General features: G+C 59.3%; 16 protein-coding genes. 11 read left to right on the top strand and 5 right to left on the bottom strand.

Translation table 11 applies throughout. From position 1 onward, the window contains the following. Positions 1–5 precede the first annotated feature (5 nt). The 10 genes from ACSV9I_RS18545 (at position 6) to ACSV9I_RS18500 (ending at position 8,683) form a co-directional block, all read left to right on the top strand. Entirely contained in the window at positions 6–998 is a 993-nt protein-coding gene (locus ACSV9I_RS18545; protein ID WP_438330285.1) for an ABC transporter permease, read from the top strand. Beyond that, positions 995–2,011 (top strand): ABC transporter permease, encoded by a 1,017-nt coding sequence (locus tag ACSV9I_RS18540; protein ID WP_438330284.1) that lies wholly within the window; start codon positions 995–997, stop codon positions 2,009–2,011. Before ACSV9I_RS18545 ends, ACSV9I_RS18540 begins: the two co-directional genes overlap by 4 nt. Continuing rightward, entirely contained in the window at positions 2,008–2,331 is a 324-nt protein-coding gene (rhaM, locus tag ACSV9I_RS18535; RefSeq protein WP_438330283.1) for an L-rhamnose mutarotase, read from the top strand. Before ACSV9I_RS18540 ends, rhaM begins: the two co-directional genes overlap by 4 nt. After that, the gene (locus tag ACSV9I_RS18530) at positions 2,328–3,701 is read left to right on the top strand and encodes an FGGY-family carbohydrate kinase (RefSeq protein WP_438330281.1); all 1,374 of its coding nucleotides are present in this window, start codon (positions 2,328–2,330) and stop codon (positions 3,699–3,701) included. The genes rhaM and ACSV9I_RS18530 overlap by 4 nt, the downstream gene beginning before the upstream one ends. Positions 3,702–3,855: 154 nt before the next feature. Beyond that, entirely contained in the window at positions 3,856–4,605 is a 750-nt protein-coding gene (locus ACSV9I_RS18525; RefSeq protein WP_438330280.1) for a FadR/GntR family transcriptional regulator, read from the top strand. Between the two features lie 70 nt (positions 4,606–4,675). Next, a complete protein-coding gene (locus ACSV9I_RS18520; protein ID WP_438330279.1) occupies positions 4,676–5,023 on the top strand; it encodes a cupin domain-containing protein in 348 nt (115 codons plus the stop codon). Positions 5,024–5,174: 151 nt separating this feature from the next. Then, on the top strand, positions 5,175–6,197 hold the full coding sequence (locus ACSV9I_RS18515; protein WP_438330277.1) for an ABC transporter permease: 1,023 nt from the start codon (positions 5,175–5,177) through the stop codon (positions 6,195–6,197). Further along, positions 6,197–7,081, top strand: a complete 885-nt coding sequence (locus ACSV9I_RS18510) for an ABC transporter permease (RefSeq protein ID WP_438330276.1) — start codon at positions 6,197–6,199, stop codon at positions 7,079–7,081. The genes ACSV9I_RS18515 and ACSV9I_RS18510 overlap by 1 nt, the downstream gene beginning before the upstream one ends. Positions 7,082–7,085: 4 nt before the next feature. Next, positions 7,086–7,922: an ABC transporter ATP-binding protein gene (locus tag ACSV9I_RS18505; RefSeq protein ID WP_438330275.1), complete on the top strand. Its 837-nt coding sequence runs from the start codon at positions 7,086–7,088 to the stop codon at positions 7,920–7,922. Further along, the gene (locus ACSV9I_RS18500) at positions 7,922–8,683 is read left to right on the top strand and encodes an ABC transporter ATP-binding protein (protein ID WP_438330273.1); all 762 of its coding nucleotides are present in this window, start codon (positions 7,922–7,924) and stop codon (positions 8,681–8,683) included. Before ACSV9I_RS18505 ends, ACSV9I_RS18500 begins: the two co-directional genes overlap by 1 nt. Positions 8,684–8,882: 199 nt before the next feature. Here the strand turns inward: ACSV9I_RS18500 and ACSV9I_RS18495 are convergent, their stop codons facing one another. From ACSV9I_RS18495 to ACSV9I_RS18475, 5 genes are all read right to left on the bottom strand, one after another. Then, the gene (locus tag ACSV9I_RS18495; RefSeq protein WP_438330272.1) at positions 8,883–10,481 is read right to left on the bottom strand and encodes an ABC transporter substrate-binding protein; all 1,599 of its coding nucleotides are present in this window, start codon (positions 10,479–10,481) and stop codon (positions 8,883–8,885) included. Positions 10,482–10,563: 82 nt separating this feature from the next. Continuing rightward, a complete protein-coding gene (locus ACSV9I_RS18490; RefSeq protein WP_438330271.1) occupies positions 10,564–11,193 on the bottom strand; it encodes an SGNH/GDSL hydrolase family protein in 630 nt (209 codons plus the stop codon). A gap of 6 nt (positions 11,194–11,199) precedes the next feature. After that, a complete protein-coding gene (locus ACSV9I_RS18485; protein ID WP_438330270.1) occupies positions 11,200–12,348 on the bottom strand; it encodes a mandelate racemase family protein in 1,149 nt (382 codons plus the stop codon). Positions 12,349–12,802: 454 nt separating this feature from the next. Further along, positions 12,803–13,537: an SMC-Scp complex subunit ScpB gene (scpB, locus tag ACSV9I_RS18480; protein ID WP_438330268.1), complete on the bottom strand. Its 735-nt coding sequence runs from the start codon at positions 13,535–13,537 to the stop codon at positions 12,803–12,805. Between the two features lie 2 nt (positions 13,538–13,539). After that, positions 13,540–14,493: a DUF1403 family protein gene (locus tag ACSV9I_RS18475; RefSeq protein ID WP_438330267.1), complete on the bottom strand. Its 954-nt coding sequence runs from the start codon at positions 14,491–14,493 to the stop codon at positions 13,540–13,542. Positions 14,494–14,756: 263 nt separating this feature from the next. On the opposite strand from ACSV9I_RS18475, the gene ACSV9I_RS18470 reads away from it, so the two are divergent. After that, positions 14,757–23,084: a DUF5801 repeats-in-toxin domain-containing protein gene (locus ACSV9I_RS18470; protein ID WP_438330266.1), complete on the top strand. Its 8,328-nt coding sequence runs from the start codon at positions 14,757–14,759 to the stop codon at positions 23,082–23,084. Positions 23,085–23,522 lie beyond the last annotated feature (438 nt).

Genomic DNA, 23,522 nt, shown 5'->3' with positions numbered 1-23,522 from the left:
CGATCATGCAGAATCTGCTCAAAAATCGGGAAATATTGTTGGGCCTGATCATCGTCGGAATGATCCTCGCCTTCACCACCCGTGCACCCAATTTCGCCTCGCCGGCCAATCTCGCTGGCATCTTTAACGATACGTCGATCCTGATCATTCTGGCGCTTGGCCAGATGGTGGTGATCCTTACTAAATCGATCGACCTCTCTGTCGCCGCCAACCTCGCCTTCACCGGCATGGCCGTCGCAATGCTTGACAGCGCTTACCCCGGCCTTCCCTTGGCTCTCCTTGTGCTGATTGCCATCGGCATTGGCGCGGCTCTTGGCGCCATCAACGGTTTTCTCGTCTGGGCGCTGCGGATACCGCCGATCGTCGTGACACTCGGTACACTGACCATTTATCGCGGCATGAGCTTCGTGCTCTCCGGTGGCGCCTGGGTTAACGCACACCAGATGCAGCCCGATTTCCTCGGCGTGCCTCGCCTGCCCATTCTGGGACTTCCGCTCCTGTCCTGGGTCGCGGTTGGAGTGGTGCTGCTGGTCGGTTTTATCCTGGCGCGCACATCCTTCGGGCGCTCGACCTATGCTGCCGGCGGCAATCCTGTGGCCGCGATCTATGCCGGCATCGATGTCGGTCGCGCACGCTTCCTCTCCTTTGTCCTCTCCGGCGCGCTTGCTGGCCTCTCGGGTTATCTCTGGGTCTCGCGCTACGCCGTCGCCTATGTCGATATTGCTGCCGGCTTCGAACTCGACAGCGTGGCCGCCTGCGTCATCGGCGGCATCTCGATCGCCGGCGGCATCGGTACAGTCATCGGCACCGTGCTCGGCGCGCTCTTCCTTGGCGTGATCAAGAACGCTTTGCCGGTCATCGGTATCTCTCCCTTCGCCCAGATGGCGATCTCCGGCATCGTCATCGTGCTCGCCGTGGTCTTCAATGCGCGCGCAGAACGCAAGAAGGGACGCATCATCCTGCGGGATCGCTCCGCATCGAAAGAGGTGACGGCATGAGCTCTGCAAACCAGGCACAGCGCGAAAAGCGCATCATTCCCGATCGGCTGGAAACACCCTTCCGCCGGGTACTCGGCAGCTGGGAAGTCCTGCTCTTTGGCGTCGCCGTTCTCATCTTCATCGCCAATTCCTTCGCGTCGCCCTACTTCCTCGACGCCTGGAACCTGTCGGATGCGACCTTCAACTTCACCGAAAAAGCGCTGATCGCCTTTGCCATGGCCTTGCTGATCATCGCCGGTGAAATAGACCTCTCGGTCGCCGCGATCATTGCGCTTGCCTCGACAGCCATGGGCTATGCAGCGCAGCTGGGCGTCGGTGCACCGGGGCTGGTTGCAATCGGGGTTGCAACGGGTCTCGCCTGCGGAGCGTTCAACGGCATTCTCGTCGCTGGTCTGAAATTACCATCGATTGTGGTCACCATTGGCACGATGAGCCTTTTCCGCGGCATCTCCTACATCGTCCTCGGCGACCAGGCTTTCGGCAAATATCCCGCTGACTTCGCCTATTTCGGCCAGGGTTACGTCTTCTGGGTCTTCTCCTTCGAATTCGTCCTTTTCCTGGTCATGGCGGCCGTCTTCGCCATCCTCCTGCATCGTACGAATTTCGGCCGGCATGTGTTCGTCATCGGTATCAATCCGCTGGCGGCACGCTTCTCGGGCATTCCGGTCGAACGGGTAAAGTTCATTCTCTTCCTGCTGACCGGCCTGATGTCCGGCATCGCCGCTGTTTGCCTGACCTCGCGGCTTGGATCGACCCGTCCTTCGATTGCGCAAGGCTTTGAACTCGAAGTGGTGACCATGGTCGTCCTCGGCGGCGTTTCCATCCTTGGCGGCTCGGGTACGATTGCCGGCGTGGTCATCGCCGCCTTCGTCATGGGCCTTGTCACCTTTGGCCTCGGTCTCCTGAACGTGCCGGGGATCGTCATGTCGATCTTTATCGGCCTGCTCCTGATCGTCACCATCGCCCTTCCGATCGTCGCCCGCAGACTCCGCCATGCGAGGAGCGCAGCATGACCGATGTTGAGCGTCACGTTTTCAAAATGACCCTGAACCCTGGCATGGAGGCCGAGTACCGCAAGCGCCATGACGAGATCTGGCCGGAACTGGTCGAGCTGCTGCATGCAGCCGGCATCAGCGACTACACGATCCACCTCGACCCGGAAACAAATAGCCTGATCGGCGTCCTGACCCGTAGGAAAGACCACGATATGGCAGCACTACCGGATCATCCGGTGATGAAGCGCTGGTGGACCCATATGGCTGATGTCATGCAGACCAATCCGGACAACTCCCCGGTCGCCATAGACCTGGTCAAGCTCTTCCATATGCCATGACAACACCAATTTACGAACGCGTCGCGGTCATCGATATCGGCAAAACCAATGCAAAAGTGGTCGTGGTCGATGCCCGCACCGGCGCCGAGATCGCGCTGCGCAAGACCGCAAACACTGTTGTCAAGGCAGCGCCCTATCCGCATTACGATACCGATCACCTCTGGTCCTTCATGCTCGACACCTTGCGCGATTTCGCGAGCGAGCCCGGCTATGACGCACTGTCGATCACCACACATGGCGCAAGTGCTGCCCTCTTGGACGCAAGCGGCGAGCTGGCCATGCCGGTGCTTGATTACGAGCACCTCTACCCGGACGAAGTGAACCGCGCCTATGACGCAATCCGGCCCGACTTCAACAAGACTTTCTCTCCGCGCCTCACCGGGGGTCTCAACCTCGGCGCCCAGCTGCACTATCAACGCACTGCATTCCCGGAGGATTTCGCTCGCACCACCGCGATACTGACCTATCCGCAATACTGGGCCTATCGACTGACGGGGATTGCCGCAAACGAACGAACCTCCCTTGGTTGCCACACGGATCTCTGGCTGCCCTTCGAAGAAACATACTCACGCCTTGTCGACACGCTCGACATCAGACAAAAGCTCGCTCCCCTGCGCTCCGCCTTCGATGCTCTGGGCAATATCGAACCGGCTGTGGCAATCGAGCTCGGGCTCGACAAAACGATCCCCGTCTATTGCGGCATTCACGATTCCAACGCGTCTCTCCTGCCGCATCTCGTCGGCTTCGGTGCGCCCTGCACGGTCGTGTCGACCGGAACCTGGGTGGTCTGCTTTGCAGTCGGCGGCAAACCAGAGAACCTAGACAAGGAACGAGACACCCTCGTTAACGTCGATGCCTATGGCACTGCCGTTCCCTCCGGCCGTTACATGGGAGGTCGGGAATGGGAAATCGCGACCGAAGACACGTCAAAAGGGGACCGCGCGGCCGAATTTGCAGCAGCAGGCGACGTCATTGACCGGAACCTAATGCTCCTTCCGAGCCTGGTCTCCGGCACAGGTCCATTTCCACATGCCAAGGCCCGATGGACTGCCGAGCCAGCAAGTGTCGAGGAGCGCCGAGCAGCTGCCAGCCTGTACCAGGCAATGATGACTGTCACCTGTCTAGAGATCATCGGCTCACGCGGGCCGATCGTGGTCGAAGGTCCGTTTGCCGCAAACGAAGTCTTTCTCGCAGCGCTGCACACGCTGACGGAAAGGCCCGTCCATGCATCTCTCGCCGATACCGGAACGGCACTTGGGGCAGCCTTGCTGGCCGGCATCCGTTTGGACACCCCGCTGAGACAGGTCGAGAGCACATTGCCCGGACTTCAGGATTATGCACGTCTCTGGGCAGGCGCCATCACGTCTTGACGAGAACCTTCTGAAAAGTCAGTTCGCGACCTGCGACGTCACCAACTCTGACGGCACGCGTGATTGGCGTGCAGACTGCTTCGTCATCGTACTTGGCAGGTTGCCGCGAAGTCGATAGACTTGCCAGACAACTTTTCAGTGTCGAGGGGAATCCATGGCGGCCGGGGGCCAAGCAGAAGTCCAGCAGGGCCAGTCACTGGCCTCGATGATCAGTTCCGCCTTGCGGCAGGATCTCGTGTCGGGCGTCTTTCGCCCGGGCGACCGACTGCCAAGCGAAAGCACGCTCACGCGCGAATATTCGGTCAGTCGCACAGTCGTGCGCGAGGCCATCGCCATCCTGCGGGCGGACGGCCTGGTTGAAGCGAAGAAGGGCGCGGGCGTGTTTGCCCTGGACGCCCGCCGCGAACCGGAGCGACCGTTCAACGACCTTGCTACACAACGGATCTCGTCGGTCATCGAGTTACTCGAATTGCGGACGGTATTCGAAGTGGAATCCGCGGCTCTTGCAGCTCTTCGGCGATCCGCCGCACAGATCGAGGAGATTCTGGAAGCACATAGAACAGTTGGCCAGTGTCTGCAGGACGGCGCACCAACGCGGGATGCCGACTTCAATCTCCATCTGGCGATCGCGGAAGCGACGCAAAACCGACGCTTCCCCGAGTTCTTGCAGTTAATCCGGACCGGCATCATTCCGCGCGGGGACCTGCAGGGAGAGGCACCAGGATCGCGCCCCAAGGATTACAATCTTCACCTTCAGGAAGAACACGGCCTGATCGTTGATGCCATTATCGAAGGGGATGCGGACGCGGCACGCATCCACATGAAGGCGCATCTGCGTGGCAGCCTTGAACGGTACAAGGCGCTTCTGCGATACCAACGATCGGAACCGGCTCAGCAAACTTGAGCAAGGCCCATCTTGTCAGATAGATTTTCAAGCTTGTATGATGACGGAGTTATTCATACAGGAGAATCCGATGTCGCTACCCAGATTTGCCGCCGCCAATCCCGATCCCGGCGTCACCCGCCGCGTTCTGGCAGACAGCCCCGAGCTGATGGTCGTATCATTCCAGTTCGAAACCGGCGCCGTGGGCAAACTCCACAGCCATCCGCACGTCCAGTCGACTTTTGTTGCCAGTGGACGCTTCCAATTTTCCCGCGACGGGGTGATCTATGAACTCAACCCAGGAGACAGTCTCGTCATTCCAGGCGGCGTAGAACATGGATGCCGATGCCTTGAGGCCGGCGAATTGATCGACAACTTCACCCCACGCCGCGCCGACTTCCCCGTGACCCCTGAAGACACGTCACTGACCGCGGGATAATCCGAAAACCGGAGGAAGGAACCTGTGCGGGGGCAGGCGCCTTGCCAAGGAAGGGTTGACACCCAAACATACCTGTGACAGGTTTCCTATAGTTGTCAGACAGGATGGGAGCCTGTCACCGCATTCGCGGCGATCGATGTTCGGAGGATCCATGTCAATCAGACGCCTGCATCTAGCCGGGGCCGCCGGCCAGCTGGGCAGTATCGCTGTCACGCTTCTCGGCCTCTTGATGCTGACCTTTTTCATCGGCCGGCTGATGCCGGCTGATCCGGTCCGCGCCATCGTTGGCGAAGATGCGACGCCCGAAACCTATGAGCAGGTCTACCGCTCTCTCGGACTGGATCGCCCGGTCTACGAGCAGTTCGTCTACTTTCTCGGCGACGTCTTCACCGGTGATTTCGGCACATCCATCCGCACGGGCCAGCCGGTGATCGAGGATATCCTGCATGTTATGCCGGCCACGATCGAACTTGCCACCTTCGCCATCATCATCGGCGCAACACTTGGCGTGACGATGGGCGTGATCGCAGCCGTCAACAAGGATCGCTGGCCAGATCATCTCGTCCGGGTGTTCAGCCTCTTCGGCCATTCCATGCCGATCTTCTGGACGGGCATGATCGCACTGATCGTTTTCTATGCCTATCTCGGCCTCGTCGGCGGCAGTGGCCGGATGGACCAGTTCTACATCGGATTGGTCGAGGAACACACCGGCTTCCTGCTGATCGACAGCCTGTTGGCCGGCGAGATGGAGGTCTTCTGGTCGGCCGTCAACCATCTGATCCTGCCCGCAGCTTTGCTCGGCTATTCTTCCTCGGCCTACATTACCCGCATGACCCGCAGCTTCATGCTCGATCAGCTGGGTCAGGAATATGTGACCACGGCGCGGGTCAAAGGCCTGTCGCAGAACCAGACGATCTGGCGGCATGCCTTTGGAAACATCCGGGTGCAGCTGGTGACGATCATCGCGCTCGCCTATGGCTCTTTGCTGGAAGGTGCAGTGCTGATCGAGACCGTTTTCGCCTGGCCGGGATTTGGCCAATACCTGACCAGCAACCTGATCATCGGCGATATGAACGCGGTGATGACCTGCGTGCTGATCGTCGGCGTCATCTTCATCGGACTCAACCTCCTGTCCGATGTCCTTTACCGCATCTTTGATCCCAGGACACGCTGATGAATGCCACAACGCAAACACACCGCCTGCCGGCTGGGCTGATCGCGCTGAAGAACATCGTCACCTTCCTGCTGCGCAGCCCCACCTCGGCCTTCGGCCTCGCCGTCCTGTCGGTGCTGGTGCTGACCGCAATCTTCGCGCCGCTTATTGCGACGCATGATCCGTATGTCCAGGCGCTTGGAAACGTCCTGAAGGCGCCCGGCGGGGAGCACCTGTTCGGTACGGATGAACTCGGCCGCGATATCTTCAGCCGGCTGGTCTATGGCGCGCGCATCACGCTCACCATCATCTTCCTCGTGTCGATCGTGGTCGGACCGATTGGCCTTATCATCGGCACCTCCGCCGGCTATCTCGGCGGCAAGGTCGATACGGTGATGATGCGCATCACCGACATTTTCCTGTCCTTCCCGAGCCTCATTCTCTCCCTTGCCTTTGTCGCAGCACTGGGTCCGAGCCTCAACAATGCGATCATTGCGATTGCACTCACCTCCTGGCCGCCGATTGCGCGGCTCGCCCGCGCCGAAGCCATGACATTTCGCAATGCCGATTACATTGCGGCGGCCCGCCTGCAGGGCGCTTCCACCACCCGCATCATCATCAAATCGATCATGCCGATGTGCCTGCCATCCGTGCTGATCCGCCTGACGCTGAACATGGCAACCGTGATTCTGACGGCTGCAGGTCTCGGCTTTCTGGGTCTCGGCGCGCAGCCGCCCATGCCGGAATGGGGCGCGATGATCGCAACCGGTCGGCGCTACATGCTGGACAGTTGGTGGCTGGTGACCTTCCCCGGCATTTCCATCCTGTCCGTCAGCCTTGCCTTCAACCTTCTGGGCGATGGGCTACGCGATGCGCTCGATCCCAAGCAGATGAACCGGAGGTAAGGCGATGGAAAAGACCATACTCGACGTCCAGAACCTGCGCATTCGCTATGGCGGCTCCCCTGTCGAGGCGGTGCGGGGCGTGTCCTTTACCCTCGGTTGCGAGCGCCTGGGCATTGTGGGCGAATCCGGCTCCGGCAAGTCGACTGTGGGCCGGGCACTATTGCGGCTCTTGCCGGGCGCAAGCATCACGGCCGACACACTACGCTTCGAAGAACTGGATCTTCTGTCGCTCTCCGAAAAGGAGATGCTGAAAGTGCGTGGCCGACGCATGTCGATGATCCTGCAGGATCCGAAATTCTCGCTCAATCCCATTCGCCGCGTCGGCGATCAGGTGGCGGAAACCTATCTGCGCCACTTCAAGTGCAGCCGGAGCGAGGCGCATGCCAAGGCCATCGCTATGCTGGAAGCCGTGAAGATCCGTGACGCAGAACGGGTCTTCAAACAATATCCGCATGAAATCTCCGGCGGCATGGGCCAGCGCGTGATGATTGCCATGATGCTGCTCGCCGATCCCGATCTTGTCATTGCCGACGAACCGACCTCGGCCCTCGATGTCACCGTCCGGCTGCAGGTCCTCAACATTCTCGACGGCCTTGTTCGTGACCGCGGCATCGGCCTGATCATGATCAGCCATGACCTCAATCTGGTGCGCAATTTCTGCGACCGGGTGCTGATCATGTATGCCGGCAAAGTGGTCGAAACTCTGAAGGCATCCGAACTGGATCAGGCCGTGCATCCGTATACACGCGGTCTTTTGGCCGCCCAGCCGCGCATCGGCGGCAGCCGCCAGCCGCTTGCCGTGCTGGATCGCAAGCCCGAATGGCTGGAGGAGAAGGCCTGATGTCCGTTTCAGTCGAGGTTCGTGACCTCTCCATCGTCTTCGGAAGCGGCCCTGCCGCCGTCAAGGTCCTGCCGAGCGTCTCGTTCAGCGTGAAACCGGGAGAGTGCTTCGGGCTCGTCGGCGAGTCTGGCTCTGGAAAGTCGACCGTCCTGCGCTGCATGTCGCTGCTGACGGATTTCTGGAAGGGAGACGTCGGGATCAACGGCCGCTCGGTGCGCGACATTCCGCTGATCGAGCGGTGCCAGACCCTGCAGATGGTGTTCCAGGACCCCTATGGCTCGCTGCATCCGCGTCAGTCTGTGCGCACCGTACTGAATGAGCCGCTGGTCATCCACAAGCTGGACGATCGCGAGGCGCGGATGCGCCGCGCAATCACAGATGTCGGGCTGCCGGTATCCTTCCTAGACCGCTTTCCACATCAGCTGTCCGGCGGCCAGCGGCAGCGCGTGGCAATTGCGCGTGCGCTGATCCTGGAACCCGCACTGCTCCTGCTGGACGAGCCGACATCGGCACTCGATGTCTCGGTACAGGCGGAAATCCTCAATCTGCTTCAGCGCCTGCGCGACGAACGCGGTTTCACCTATATCATGGTGACCCATGATCTCGCAGTGGTCGACCATATGTGCGACCGCTTTGCCGTGATGCTGCGTGGCGAAGTGACAGAGATCCTGCCGCATGAGGCGATCGCCACCAATGGCGCAACCCATGCCTATGCGCGTGAACTGATCGGCGCTTCGCTGGAGTATGAAGGCGTGCGCTGATCCCCATCTTGCCTTTCTGAAATAGCGTCCAGAACCCGGCCGAAAAGCCGGGTTTTTTGTTCGTCTGGAAGATGAGGCAGGCGTGTGGAGCCGAAACAAAAAGAGGCGCGTGTTGCCACGCGCCTCAAGGTCCCTTGGGAGGAAATCAACCTGCCCCTGAGCGCTGGGGAGAATGCAGCGCTCAGGGAGCTCGCATGCATCAACGGTTTTTGGTGATGCCTTCGAAACGCGACAGCCAGGGGCTGACGATCATGCCTTCGACATCGCTGCGGAAGGCAGCCGTATCCACGACTTCCGAGAAGGGCTGGATCGGCATGACGATTTCGTCCATATGCGCCTGCAGCTCTTCATAGAGCTTGGCCTGCTTGGCCGGATCGCGCTCCACCAGAGCCGTCTCGATCATCTTGTTCAGTTTTTCATCCTGGAAGCTCGTGCGCCAGCTCTGGTAGTTGGTCAGCTTGGCCTCATCCGAATTGTCAGGATTATAGGCCATGGAGCGCAAATTGTTGTCCGGATGCGGCTGCTGTCCGCCGCCACCGCGACCGACGAGAAGCTCGAACTTGCGCTCGCGCATCGCGCCATAAATCTGGTCACCCGAACCGCTGATCAGCTCGGCCTTGATGCCGGCCTGGCCAAGCGTGTTCTGGATAGCCGTCGCGGCCTTCAAGAAGGGATCTTCGGAAAGCACGCGCAGGGTTGTTTCGAAGCCGTTCGGGAAACCGGCTTCCGCCAGAAGCGCCTTCGCCTTTTCGATATCCAGCGTATAGCCCTGATCCGGCAGGGAGCCCACGACGCCGGTGCTCAGCGAACGCTGGTGCAGCTTACCGTAGTACGGCATGACAGCCTCATCGAGACCCTTGTAATCGATGAGGTAGCGAAGCGCCTCACGGACCTTTTTGTTGGAGAAGCGCTCATCCTTCATCGATACCGCAAGATAGTAGAAGCCCGAGCCGGGGACGGATTCGATTGAGATCGCCTTGTCGCTCGCCAGCGCCTGGAGGTCCGGGGCCTGCATCGAATAGGCAACGTCGATGTCACCCTTTTCGATCATGAGACGCTGCGACTGTGATTCCGGCAAATGGCGCATCAGCACGCGGCGCATCGCTGGCGCTTCGCCCCAGTATGCGTCATTGCGTGTAAGAATGATGTATTCGTTGGATTTCCACTGCGTCAGTGTGAACGGGCCCGATCCGGCCGAGTTCGTGGTCAGCCAGGCAGCCCCCTGGTCGCCGTCCTTCTCATTCTCGAGCGCTGTCTTGCTGTCGATGATCGAGCCCGGACCGTTCTGGGCCAGGATCATCAGCAGCAGGTTCGGATCGTCGGCACGAGGCAGGGTAAGAACGAAGGTATGTTCGTCTTCGGCGACGAAATGCTTGTCTGCCGCTTCCAGCGTAAATCCGCGCGTCTTCAGGAATGACGATTGGGCAAGATTGCGCGTCAGCAGCCGCTTGAAGCTCCAGACAACATCCTGTGCGGTCACCGGATTGCCGGATGCGAATGTCATGTCCTTGCGCAAGTGGAAGCGGATCGACATACGATCCTCGGAGATCTCCCACCTTTCAGCCAGTCGTGGCTGGAGGCTGCGATCCTGAGGGGAGAGCATGACCAGCGTGTCATAGACATTGTTCAGCACCTGAACCGTCTCGCGACCCGTAATGGCAGCCGGGTCGAGCGTCAGGATGTTGCTCATGGATGTCGCAACCACCAGCTGATCTTCAGGTGTTTCGGCAAGGCTCACCAGTGGTGAGACACCCGACAGAAGCGCAGCAATCGCTACGGACAGAAAAAACTTCTTCATGCTTCCTCCCTTTCGGCCCCACTTCATATGGTGGCCTGTGACATAGAGAACAGGTTGCTACTCCTCCACGAGCAGGACCGGTTCAGGTGAGTATCGTGCGAACAGGCGCGGCAAGCGCCTGTCCAATGGCAAGGGTTGCCTCTGCGCTCAGATGAACCCCATCGATGGGCGAGGCGGTGGCGACCGTGCCCGCGTCGAAGAATTCCACGCCGAGTTCCGCGGCAAGCTGGCGAAATAGAGGCGAAAGACGTTCGGACTCGGAAATCCGGCGGCCGGCGGCCGGCGTCCCCTGCGGGCCAGCCACACAAGGCGGCGGCGCAACGATCATCAGGCGCGGAGCAGCCGATCTCGGCTTATAGGGGAAGGTCTCGACGATCTGCGCCAGCCGGCGCATACCGGAAACGGCCGGTTCGGCCTGTCCGCCATGACTGGGCTTCAGATCATTGGTACCCAGCATGATGATGACGAGATCGATCGGCATGTGACTGCCAAGGGCAACCAGAAGCGCCTTGGCGCCGTTGCGGCAGGCAGGCCCGGTATGATCGTCGTAGCAGGTCGTTCGCCCGCCAAGCCCGTCGCCGATTACCCTCGCTACGCCACTCAGCTGCGTTTCCAGCACCTCAGGCCAGCGAAACTCCGGCGGATGCCGCAAACCCGTCGCGGGATCGGCGCCCCAGGTCAGACTGTCGCCAAATGCGAGGACCGTCTTCATCTGCCCTCACCCGACCCTGTTGTTCTCGATGAAATCGAAATCGATGTCTTCGCCAAGGCCCGGACGGTCCGGCACATGTACGTAGCCATCCGCATCCATCGGATCGGACAGTGATTTCAGATAGTCATGGCCATCGTCATATTCGAGGAAGGGATGCAGCAGACCACGCTCGTACCAGCGGCAGTTCTTAGAGGCGGCCACCACATGCAGGTTCATCGCCGTGTTGCCATGGACTTCGCAATCCATACCGAAGCACTCAGCCATGCGCATGGTTTTCAGCGCCGGCGTGATGCCGCCCACATCGTTCACCCCAGTCCGCAGTATATCGCAAGCCCCGGCCTTCACCCACTCGGCGCGATGCCAGTGCTTGCCGGCTGCACTTTCCGGGCCCACGACCGGAATGTCGAGATTGTCCGCCAGCCACTTGTAGGAGGACATGGACTGTTCATCCATCGGCTCTTCGATCCAGTCGAAGCCAAGTTTCTCCAGGCCGCGCCCCAGTTCCAGCGCATCCGTGCGCGAATACCAATGGAAGGCATCGATCATAAGGCGAATATCCGGGCCGACAGCCTCTCGCACGGCGGCACAGGCCTTGAGGTCCATCTTTACATCCGGGGCCCAGCTGACCGGCGGCATCCAGGTATGCAGCTTGATGCCCTTATAGCCGCGCTTGACGAGCGTTTCGGCAAACCGGCCATAATCTTCAGGCGTCGCCAGACCGCCCTCGAGCTCATCGCCGCACATTACCGAGCCATAAGCCAGCACCTTGTCGCGATAGGCACCGATCAACTTGTGAACAGGTGTCGCAAGTGTCCGCCCGGCCAGATCCCACAAGGCGCAATCGACAACGGCCAGCGTACGATCGGTGAGCTGCGCCGCAGACCCACGCTGCCAGTGCGCCAGATCCTGCCACAAGCGCTCCCGATCCCGGTGATCCTGGCCAATCAGCACCTTCTTGACGAATTTCTCGATGACATGCGGTCGAACAATCTCTGATGCCGTAAACGAGTGGCCTTCATGGCCATCTTCAGTGCGAATTGTGAGGATCGCCTGCTCAACCTGATGCGGCGGGCCCGGATGGGCGTGGCCAGCACTATCGGAATGGCGGCGCGTGGTCGTGCGGAATCGTCGCACGGAAACGTCTGTAATGATCATCGGTATTCCTGTTCACCAACCTACGGCGTGGATTGCCAACATGTCAGATAGGTTGTCGCAGAAATCGAATATTATGTCAAATCTGTATTACAAGTCGGCGAAACACAGGGTAGCGGGCTTCAGTCCCAGCGAACGGGAAAATGCTGAAGGCGCATGCTTCGGCGCTAACTATCTGAAATTTAACAGGTTACTCCAAGGTCTTCGCAGAACACTCATCGGCAGAATGACCAAACATGCTGCACACAGGAACGCCCAAGGGCGTCAGCCGACCACCTGCTTGCTCACAGCTTTGCCTCTGGAAACACCCCGCATCAGACGCGCTCGAACTGCGGCAGCGAAGGTGACCAACAAGTTTGAAAAGCTGTATCACGCGTTCACTTGCGAACGCTTCGTCCACCTCAGCGAATGTCGCCCTCTGTGGTGCCGCAAAGGGCCATAGGCGAACTGACCAACGCTAGAGCGAGTCCAGCTCAGGCGTGGCCCCATCCCCGTCCGCCTCGCCAATATCATCTTGGTCGGGATCGTCGGAGGCCTCGGTGCCCGCCTCTGCCAGATCGCGGTTGAACAACCCCGCATCCTCAAGCGCCTCGATATCCGGGAGATCACGCAGCGTTTCCATGCCAAAGGCGGAGAGAAAATGCCGGGTGGTCACGAGCGTATAAGGAGCGCCCGGCGTCGGGCTGCGCGGGCCGGATGCGATGAAGCCGGTGCTGCGCAAGGCAGCGATCGTATCGCGGCTGATCTCTTTGCCGAAGATCTTGCCAAGCTCACCCCGTGTTACAGGCTGGAAATAGCCGATCGCCATCACCACCATGGCCTCGAAGTCAGAAAGCGCGGCCGCACCATTGCGCGTCGTCACCGATGAGGCACGTATGGCATCGCCGAAACGTGGTCGGGTCCGATGCTGCCAGCCTCCGGCCACCGGAACCAGTTCATACGGCCGGTCGCGCAACTCCTCCTGGAGGTCGTCGATCAGAAGGTCGATACTGCAGGAGCGCCCGACAACCTGCGCCAGCATCTCCCGGCCAACCGGTTCGGCAGAAGCGAAGATCACAGCCTCGACCCGCAACATCCACTCCCGCCAGCGCAAATCGGCCGGCAAGCCATCCAGCTCTCGATCGAAAACCTGTCCATCAGCCCGGTTGCCGGTCTCTGTGCGGGATCGCCTCGCCGTCTCCGATCCTGCCACGATTAGACCCCATAGATCCGAAAAGAAGACCTGCCGGACAATTCCCGCACGGCCCCGAAACCTTCCAGCCGTTCGAACAGCCGGGTCGCGGCCCAACGCGACAGGCCGGTCCCGGGTGCCGAGGCTGCCACCGCATCCTCTGCCAAAAGTTTGGCAATCACGGCCGCCGCGCCTTTGGTGCGAACCTTGGATGCCGCGGTCAGAAGCGCATCCGCGCGCCGCCCGATCTCGGCCGCCGAGCGCAACGCCGCATTCACCGCATCGACCAGAGCAAGGCAGACGGCACGCTGAAATCCAGGCTCGCCCGGGCTGACACGCCCCCGCCCGCCGGCCACCCGAAACGCAACCCCTTGGCATTCCCCCATAAGGAGTGGCACCGCAACCGGCCACTTCAGACGCGTGGCAATCATCGCATCCGCAATCGCCCAGCCCAGCGGCACAGCATCCGGCCGGATAGCATGGAGGGATGAGATCAGATCGGCCAAGGCAACCGGAACGGCGCAGCCTGATTGCTGCGCCCTCTCCGCCATGTCCAGGATCGGTGAAAAATCGTCGCCTGCACTGAGACCGAAGGGCCCAGCCAAGTCTTCGAGCATTTTCAGGGATAGGCCTGCTTTGCGGCTGCCAAGCCGCCTGAATGCAACAAGAACCTGTCCCGCCGGACCAGGGTCACCGCCAGCGACAGTCAAGGCCAAGGCGTCGCGCAAGGCAGCTTCATCCTCGCCACGCCCCATCCAGCGCATCGTGGCGGCCGCGCATCTGAGCGCTTGCCGTGAGCGCCAGCACCCCGCCCATACGGGTTCGGAGCGGACAAGATCATCAAGCGCTTTCAGCGCGACGCCAGCTGCAAAAGCTGCATCCAGTTCGCTGAGCCCTCGCCCACGCGGCGCCGCCCAGTCCGGCAGCTGGCTGCGCTGGCCGGCCTTTTGATCAGAGAGCAGTCTGAGCGAATCCATCCGCCAAGCCTAGCATCCACGTGCAGTTTGAGCCATGGGAAGCCCATTAAACGCACAGCTTCCTGCGCTCAACGAGCAAGCTGAGCCAGAGCTAATTGCGCCGCTCCCAGGCAGAGAATTTTTGGTCACAAAGTTAACGCGGAAACCCCGCTCAACTTTGGCCGATAACGGCATAACAGGTTATGCAAATTCTTCGATTTGTTCGTTGCCCGAACAGTTTCCCGGCGCTTTAACTCGGCTCGAACATTAACAGTCGAGTTACCATGTCAAATCAAAGCCCCGCTCCGCTGAGCCTCCGCGCCACGATGGAAAACCAGAACAACGAAGCAGCCGTCACCGGTCGCCTCGCGCCGGAACAGGTGCTGGAATTGGCACAGGCGCAGACGGCAAACACCGCGCCGATCACGCGGAGCATGGAGGCTGGCCCCGCAAAAGCAGCGATAGAACTCGCCCCCGACGCAAACAACGCCATCATCCTGCCGCGGGACATCGACCTCGACAACGCGGATTTCCGCACGCAAGGCGCTGATCTCATCGTGGTCCTGTCAGATGGCTCCGAACTGGTAATTACCGGTGGTGCAGCCAACATTCCGACCTTCATGATCGGAGACATCGAACTCCCGCAGGCAACCCTGTTTGCGGCCCTGGAAGCGAGCTACATCAACGTCGCAGCCGGGCCGGAGGGCTATTCCGCCTCAACCCGTGCATCAGATGCAAGCGCTACCTTCGATGACAACCCTATCAATGGCAATGCCGAAGACTTCATCATGGTGTCTCTGCTCGAAGGCACTGCCTTTGCCGACCAGACACCGGAGAACCTGCCCTCTTTCGGCAGTGACGGTCGCCCGTCTATCATCACGATGAATGACCCGATCCCGTTCGATGAATCGGTGATCGCAGACCGCGATGAAGGGAACCAGAGCTATTCGGGCGTTCTGGGCTTCAATCCAGGGTCTGATTTCGGCGCAATCAGCGCAATCGGCTTCTCGGGCGTGACCAATCTCGATGAAAGCGGTCTTGGTGGCGACACTGTTTCGGCTCTGACATCAGGTGGCCTTCCGGTTACCATCGAAACCTATCCGGCGCCCGATGATGCGTCAGTTCTGAATTACGTTGCGCTGCGCGCCGTCGACAGCGAAGGCCACACCGTTTTCACCGTGACGATCGATAATCGCCTGACAGGCGAATTCACCTTCGAACTCGCTGGAAAGCTCGATCATCCGGATGCTGGTTACGATGGCGAGCAAATCAAACTCGAAGACATACTGAGTCTCGGCTTCACCTACACCGTGACCGACCGGGACGGCGACACTGCGACGGGAACCTTTCGCATTGACGTGAGAGATGACGGTCCGACCATCAAACCACTCCCGTCGACAAGCCTCGATGAGGAAGACCTCACCTCCGTCATCGGCAATCCGGGCGACAGCTACGACACCGGAGACCTCAGTGGTCATCCTGGAACAAACAATGGCGACGGCAGAAGCGTTTCGGCTTCGCTTGGTATCGACTGGGGTGCGGATGACAATTCCGGCAAGGCCGGCGCTCTCGTCTTCATCGGCTACGACCCCCGGGCGGTAATCGACGAGACGAGCGGAGAGCCGGTCGAGCAGCTCGAATACAGGCAGGTCTACGTCAATTCCGAAGTGCGGCTCACGTCTGCCGAACAGCAAGTCTTCTATTTCGTCACCGAGATCGATGGCCAGTCCGCGCTGATCGGCTTCACCGGAGACGATCCAGCCTCTGAGCAGAACTGGGTCTTCACGGTTACGCTCGACAATGGCCGGTCGACGGGCAGCTATCACTTCACGCTGCTGAAGCCGATCGATCACAAAGGGTTTGACGTCGAGGACGATCTTCGTTTCGACTTCGATTTCCGCGCAACAGATTCCGATGGTGACAGCACGGACGGGCGCTTCTCGGTCGTCATAAACGACGATGCGCCGACGGCCAGCATCGAAGCTGGTCCATCACAATCTCTGGAGGATGCCGCTCAGACGGCGCTCTGCACAGAAGACGGAGCCGGACGAATCGTCAGCGGCGAGGCGGGAGACCTCCTCCAAGTTGGGGCCGATGGGATGGGCAGCCTGTCGATCCACAAAGGCAGCTTCTCGGTTGTCTGGCAGCTGGAGGAAGGCACCGCTCGCATCGAAACTGTAACCTGGGGCGACGGAAAACCCGCTTCCGACGGCAGCACGACCTTCGTTGCAACGGGCGTGGAGTCCCATCAGACCGCAGCGATCCTGACGATTTACGCCGATGGATCATACAGCTTCGAAATGACCGCAGCCTATGCCCATGAGGAAGGCCGTGACAGCGGCTCGATCAACATCGGCTTCACCGTCACCGACAAGGATGGCGACACCGCCTATGGTGAAATGTGGCTGCACATCAAGGATGACGCCCCGGTCGCCACGGAAACAGTCCTGCTGCAGACGATGGCAGAAGGCAGCCAGGTATCGGGAGAGCTATCGCGCGTCGTCAGCTTCGGGGCCGATGGCGTGGGTGGCTACACCGTGGAGACCACCAATCTTTCCGCTTCCCTCACATCCCTGACGTCAAATGGCCAATCACTGTCCTTCTCGGTGATCGACAACACGCTCTACGCAAAGGCCGGCGACACTGTCATCTTCACCTTTGCGGTCGATGAAACCACGGGAGCGTATAGCTTCAAACAATTAGGTGCGATCGATCACCTGCTGTCCGAGCCGGAAACAAGCGGAAACGCGGACCTGGGCCCGGCTCTTGTCAGCCCGGAGCGGGTGGAAGGTGATCTGGCAGGCATACCGACGGACACACTGACGCTGGATCTGTCCAGCGCCGTCATAATCCGCGATGGCGATGGCGACACACTTGCCCTCAAGGAACAGCTGCAGGTCACGATCACGGACTCCAAGCCTTCATTCTCCCCTGTTGTGGAAGCCTTGATCGGCGAAGACGGGCCATCATCGGTCACGGCCAAAACCGGCATCGATTTCGGCTTGGATAATGGACTGGCTCGCGAACTGTCACTCAGCACCGGGGTCTCAGCGACCGACCAGAACGGCGCAACCGTCACGCTGACATCAAATGGCCAGATCGTTCACGTCGCCCTCGTCGGTTCGATCCTGATCGGTTATATCGGCGATCAGATCCCGTCTTTGACCACGGATCCGGATAGCGTCTTCAGCGTGTCGGTCGATGCATCGAATGGCGAATATGTGTTCGAGCTTTATCGCCCGCTCGATCACAGCGCCCCGACATCTGGCAATCAGTATCTCGATATGGCGCTGCAACTTCAGGCGATGGATGCCGACGGTGATCTTGCCAACGGCACGGTCAAGATCCGCATTGATGCTTCCGGTCAAATCGATGGCACTTCGGTTTCCTATGCCAAGCTCGATACCGGCGTGTTCGTCAATCTCGGCGCTGCGGCGACGAGCCGTGAGGGCCAATCCATCTCAGCAGACACCGCGATGGATCACAACGGCGGAGACATTGTAGGACGGGACAAGCTTACTGGCCTGGTAAACGCAGAAGGCAGCAAGGCGGACGACATCCTGGTTGGTGGCGATGAAGCCAATCAGTTGAAGGGAGGAGATGGCAACGACCTCCTGATCGGCGGTAAGGGCGCCGATAGACTTGAAGGCGGCGATGGCGAGGACACGCTGATTGTTTCCGCCGATATTGACGACACCACAGGCTACGATCTTCGCACCTTCACGGCCGGCGACGGCAGCACGCGCCTTGTATCGATCTCTGAACGCTCAGGAGAGGGCGATGCCCTGATCGGCGGCTCCGGCATCGATACGGTCCGTTTCGAATCGGCATTCGCAGGCCAGGGCTTTGTCTTCGATCGCGCAAACGCCTCCCTGGAACTTTCCGGCGTGGAGAAGTTCGTCGGCACCGACGGCGACGACGTCATCCTCCTTCCGAAGTCCTACACCACATCGGATGCGGCGTTCATCGAGATCGATGGCGGCAAGGGCAACGACATCCTTCAGGGCTCGGATGGCCAGGCAGACGATATTGATGGCGGCGAGAACGACGACCTGATCTCGGGCCTCGGCGGTAATGACAAGCTGTTCGGCGGATCGGGAAGTGACCAGATTTGGGGCGGCACCGGCGATGACAAGATCACTGGCGGTGATGGCAACGATACGCTTTACGGCAATGCCGGCGATGACGTCATTGAAGGTGGCGCGGGCAACGATACCATCGTCTACGCCATCGGTGATGGACGCGACACGATCGGCGGCGGCAGCGAAGACGTTGCCGGACGCGACCTTCTACGGATCGATGGCAGCGCGGCCGCAGAAAACTACGTGATCTGGACCAGGGATGCCTATAACGCAGCCCATGGTGCCAGCTATGCCGGAACATCGGAAATCCTCATGACTGTCAACGGCAGCATCGTTGCCGAGGTCAGCGAAATCGAGGATATCACGATCAATGGCAATGGTGGCGCGGACACCTACTCCGTCGTCGGCGACTTCACTGAGACGTCCCTGCTGACCTCCACGGTGACCCTCTCCGGCGGCGACGCCTCGGAACACTTCGATGTCTCCGGTCTCACCTCCGCTCATCAGGTGGTGGTCAAAGCCGGCGCGGGTGACGACAGTCTGGTGATCGGCAATGCCAATGGCGAGTTTCGCTGGCAGGACGTCAAGGTGGTGAAGGATGTCGCGACCGGCGAGTTCTCCCTGTCTCTGCCGAATGGCGCGGTCATCAAGGCAACGGGGGTTGAGCACTTTCAATTCTCCAACGGGACGGTCGCTGCGGAGCAGTTGATCGAGCAAGCTCCAAGTGACGTGACCTCGACGAGCCTGTCGGTGAAGGAGAACAGCGCTGACGGCATCGCGGTTGGCAGGGTTTCAGGCGTGGATCCCAACGGCGACATCGATCAGCTGACCTACGCCTTCGTCAAGGATGGAAGCCCCTCTCTGACCTCGGCGGATGGCCGCTTTGTCATTGATCCGACCACGGGCGTCATCTCCGTCGCGGTGGGTGCAATCATCGACTATGAAACGACACCCTCCGTCGACCTCGAAATACGGGTAACCGACAGCCAGGGTCAGTTCATCGACAAGAGCTTCGAAGTCGATGTGGAGAATGTCAACGAGGCACCGGAAACGGCGAATGTCTCGGCATCCGGTAAGGAAGACGGGCTCGTGGAGGTAACGTTCTCCAGCAAAGACACTGACGGCGATCAGGCCGGTTATGTCATCAAGTCCCTGCCCGGCAACGGCCAGCTTTACCTTTCCGCGAGCTCCAGCGAACCGTTGAAAGTCGGTGACATCGTGACCGGCGCGACCGTTTATTTCAAGCCGACCGCCGACTATGCGGGGGTCGATACGTTTACCTATGCGGCAAGCGATGCAGGCGGCCTTGAGGACGCAACGCCGGCCACGGCCACCGTAACTGTTTCGTCGGAACCCGACAGTTTCACATTCACGCTCAACCCCGCCTTGGGATCGGAAGACCGGCCCATCGCGCTGGATTTCAGCTCCTTCAGCAAGGACAGGGATGGGTCGGAGAAACTGGTGCTGACGCTGAACACCATTCCGGTTGGCACGACAATTCTTGACGACAAAGGCAACAGCTTCACCTCAAAAAGTCTTGAGGACACCGTTGACGTCAGCGACTGGGACCTCGACAGCCTGCAGGTCCTGCCACGCGCCAATCTGGACAAGCAGTTCGTGTTCTTCGTTGAACTGGGTTATCGGGATGCCTTTGACGGTTCGAGCCATCTGATCAAGTCCAATTGGCTGGTGACCGTCACTGGTGTTGCGGATACCCCGACCGCAACCGTCCTGCCGGCTGTCGGCTCCGAGGACGATAAGATCCCCCTCTCGATCGAGGGGCACCTGACAGATACTGATGGTTCGGAATCGCTGCACTACACGATCTCCAACATACCTGACGGAACCATGCTGGTGGACGGAAAAGGTCACGCCGCCTACGACGAGTCGAGCGTCGACATAACCGGCTGGGACCTTTCAACGCTCGCGCTGCGGCCGGCCTATAACTATTCGGGTTCGTTCAACCTCACCGTCACTGTGACGTCCGAGGAAAAGACGAGTGGCGACACCGCATCAACAACGATCGAATTGCCGGTCAAGGTCGAGGCGGTTGCGGACATCGCTACCTATTCGCTGATTACCGTTTCCGGCACATCTGAGGACAATGCTGCAGCGATCCGATTTGAAGGCAAACTCATGGATGCGGATGGGTCAGAGACGCTGAGCCTGCTGATCTCCGGCATCCCCGTGGGAACGACCATCAGCGACGGCAAAAACCACGAATTCACAGCGACCGAGGGCAAGACGCAAGTCGACGTGACAAGCTGGGAGCACAACTCCCTCTCAGTCCTCCCCCCGGCCAATTTCAGTGGCGAGCTGAAATTGGATCTGGTCATGGTTGCGACGGAAGTCTCGAATGGCGATACCAACGCGACGACACTCCCGATCAAGGTCTATGTCAAATCGGTCAATGATGCGGCAGAAATATCTGGCGACACGTCCGGTAGAGCCATCGAGGCGACAAGCGAGGATGAGGGGCAGCCGACGGCAACCGGTAATCTCGATGCGGTCGACATCGACAATGAGAATGACAAGTGGATTGCGGTTTCCGAGAAGACGTCGTCGGCGAAGGGTTATGGCACGTTCACGGTCGGTGCCGATGGCAAGTGGCGCTATGAGCTCGATAATGGCAATACGACGGTCAACAAGCTGAACAGCAACGAGACGCTCACGGACACGTTCGAAGTCTCGACAATCGACGGAACCAAGCAGATCGTGACGGTCACCATCAACGGGGCGACCGACCCGAACAGCGCTCCCACAACCGTAGCTGATATCGTTCTAACCAACCAAAAGACTGTCCACATCCCCGATTGGACACTTTTATACAACGACACGGATGCTGACGGAAACAGATTGTCAATTAGTGGCGTCTCAGAGAGCAATAGCGGGCAGGCCTATCACTATAACTATCCGTATGGCGCTCAGACCTCCTTCGAAGATTACGTGGGAAGCAGTCCATCCGGTTCGTACAATATATTGGGTGGATCGTTTACGTACAGCGCTACTGACGGAATATCATCTAAAAATGAAACCGTAACAGTGATAAACGAGGGCTCTGGATATAACGATTACAGTGAAACGAGTCTTGATCAAATACTAGGATCGTCCTCTTCTGAGATCATCATTGATGGAGTAGGGACGGGCATTCTCGACGGCATGGGCGGAAATGACATCATCCTCGGAAACGGTGGCTATGACTACCTGAGCGGAGGTAGCGGCGATGACGTACTCCTTGGGGGTGTGGATACCGATACCCTTAATGGCGGAAGCGGGGCCGACACATTCATGTGGGGCGCCGAGAGATTTAGCGGTACCGGCGTCAGCAATCCGTATTTCTGGAGTGAAGTATACAACAACGACTACATCGATGATTACTCATATTCCGACGGTGATCGGATTGATCTAAACTCGGCAATAAGCTCGATCGCAAGCGGAAAGACAATCAAGGATTACATAGACGTAACGCACGATGGTGAGCACGTCTATGTCTGGGTCTCGATCTATGGAGATGGAGCTGACTGGCAGCCAGCTTACATGCTTACCTATAGTGATGCTGCGACCAGCTCGATCATCATCAAGGCTGCGGGGCAAACCTTCACGTTTAAGGATGACGACGCCAACACCGTGATCCAGGGCGTCGACCCAGTTATCCTTGACCTCGATAAAAACGGCTTTGCGCTCTCGTCGATCAACAACGGCGTCACCTTTGACATCAATGCCGACGGCAGCGCGGATCAGATCGCCTGGACCAGCGAAGACGGAATTCTCGCCTATGACGTAAATGGTAATGGGACGATTGATAACGGGTCGGAGATCTTTACGCCCGATTTCAATGGCGGGACCTTTGCTAGCGGCGTGGCGGCTCTCGCCTCGCTCGATGTGAATGGCGACGGTCGGATCGACGCTCAAGATGCCGCCTTCTCAGCCCTCAAGATCTGGGTGGACGCCAACAGCAACGGCATCAGCGACGAAGGCGAACTCGCAACCCTCGCGGATTACGGTGTGACGGAAATTTCGCTTGCCGCTGACCAGACGAACGGCGCCGAAGATGGCCAGACCATCTTCTCCGAAGGCGAATTCACCTTCACCGACGGCTCGACCGGAAGCTTCATCGAAGTCAGTTTCGACACGATTTTCGGCTCGACCGAGACGGAGGGTCTAAGCGCGATCGGTTCGGATGGCGAGGACATACAGTATGACCGAATGGGTGAGGCCATCCTTGCAGGTGCTGATACATTCGTCTTCGACGAGACGGCGTTCAGTGCGATCGATATTGCTGACGTCATCAGCGACCACAGCCTGTCCGAAGGCGATGCGCTCGATGTGAGCGCACTTCTCGATACGCTTCTTGGCGAGCAAGCAAGCGAGTTCGGAAGCGGTACGGTTGCGACATACACCAATGGTGATGCGGACACGTCACTGAGCATGGGCCTGAGCGGCGACTGGACGGATGTGGTCGTTCTGCAGAGCCCCATCGAAGCGGTGAAGACCCTGTTTGACGAACAGCATTCGATTTCGGTCTCATAAGACGGCGCAAAATCAGGATCGCGTTTAAAAAAATAGGCCCCCGACGGGGCCTTGTCGTGGGAGGTGGGCGGAGCCCCCTCCCCGCCAGTTTCGGAAACCCAAGCACTTCGTGTGCCAGCGCAATGCCCCTTCTTTGGTTTCATGTTTTCGACATGCGCAAACGCAAAACCGCCCCCATTGGATGGAGGCGGTTTTGCGTATTTATGGTTTGATTTGGTTGCGGGGGCCTGATTACGCGGAGACTTGCATAAAGCCCGCTGCGGGAGCACTAAAACCAGCTCTTTGCGGGGTAGCCTAACTATGGAACTTCAATGGTTGCGGACGGTGAGCAAGCTGAGACCTTCAGTCTGCGCAGCGCCAGGGCACGGTGCATTGAGATTGGTCCTGAGCCAAGCCATTGGCTGTGCGCTCGAAGGGTCTGGTTGAGTTGGCTATGCG

The organism is Rhizobium sp. G187, assembly GCF_051549525.1.
In the GTDB taxonomy this organism is placed as follows: Bacteria; Pseudomonadota; Alphaproteobacteria; order Rhizobiales; family Rhizobiaceae; genus Allorhizobium.
Note: the sequence above shows the minus strand (reverse complement) of the source record. Positions and strands in the feature narration are given on the sequence as shown.

Coding starts and splice junctions, on each gene's coding strand:
- ACSV9I_RS18545 (WP_438330285.1), top strand. CDS start 6: ATGCAGAATCTGCTCAAAAATCGGGAAATATTGTTGGGCCTGATCATC.
- ACSV9I_RS18540 (WP_438330284.1), top strand. CDS start 995: ATGAGCTCTGCAAACCAGGCACAGCGCGAAAAGCGCATCATTCCCGAT.
- rhaM (WP_438330283.1), top strand. CDS start 2,008: ATGACCGATGTTGAGCGTCACGTTTTCAAAATGACCCTGAACCCTGGC.
- ACSV9I_RS18530 (WP_438330281.1), top strand. CDS start 2,328: ATGACAACACCAATTTACGAACGCGTCGCGGTCATCGATATCGGCAAA.
- ACSV9I_RS18525 (WP_438330280.1), top strand. CDS start 3,856: ATGGCGGCCGGGGGCCAAGCAGAAGTCCAGCAGGGCCAGTCACTGGCC.
- ACSV9I_RS18520 (WP_438330279.1), top strand. CDS start 4,676: ATGTCGCTACCCAGATTTGCCGCCGCCAATCCCGATCCCGGCGTCACC.
- ACSV9I_RS18515 (WP_438330277.1), top strand. CDS start 5,175: ATGTCAATCAGACGCCTGCATCTAGCCGGGGCCGCCGGCCAGCTGGGC.
- ACSV9I_RS18510 (WP_438330276.1), top strand. CDS start 6,197: ATGAATGCCACAACGCAAACACACCGCCTGCCGGCTGGGCTGATCGCG.
- ACSV9I_RS18505 (WP_438330275.1), top strand. CDS start 7,086: ATGGAAAAGACCATACTCGACGTCCAGAACCTGCGCATTCGCTATGGC.
- ACSV9I_RS18500 (WP_438330273.1), top strand. CDS start 7,922: ATGTCCGTTTCAGTCGAGGTTCGTGACCTCTCCATCGTCTTCGGAAGC.
- ACSV9I_RS18495 (WP_438330272.1), bottom strand. CDS start 10,481: ATGAAGAAGTTTTTTCTGTCCGTAGCGATTGCTGCGCTTCTGTCGGGT.
- ACSV9I_RS18490 (WP_438330271.1), bottom strand. CDS start 11,193: ATGAAGACGGTCCTCGCATTTGGCGACAGTCTGACCTGGGGCGCCGAT.
- ACSV9I_RS18485 (WP_438330270.1), bottom strand. CDS start 12,348: ATGATCATTACAGACGTTTCCGTGCGACGATTCCGCACGACCACGCGC.
- ACSV9I_RS18475 (WP_438330267.1), bottom strand. CDS start 14,493: ATGGATTCGCTCAGACTGCTCTCTGATCAAAAGGCCGGCCAGCGCAGC.
- ACSV9I_RS18470 (WP_438330266.1), top strand. CDS start 14,757: ATGTCAAATCAAAGCCCCGCTCCGCTGAGCCTCCGCGCCACGATGGAA.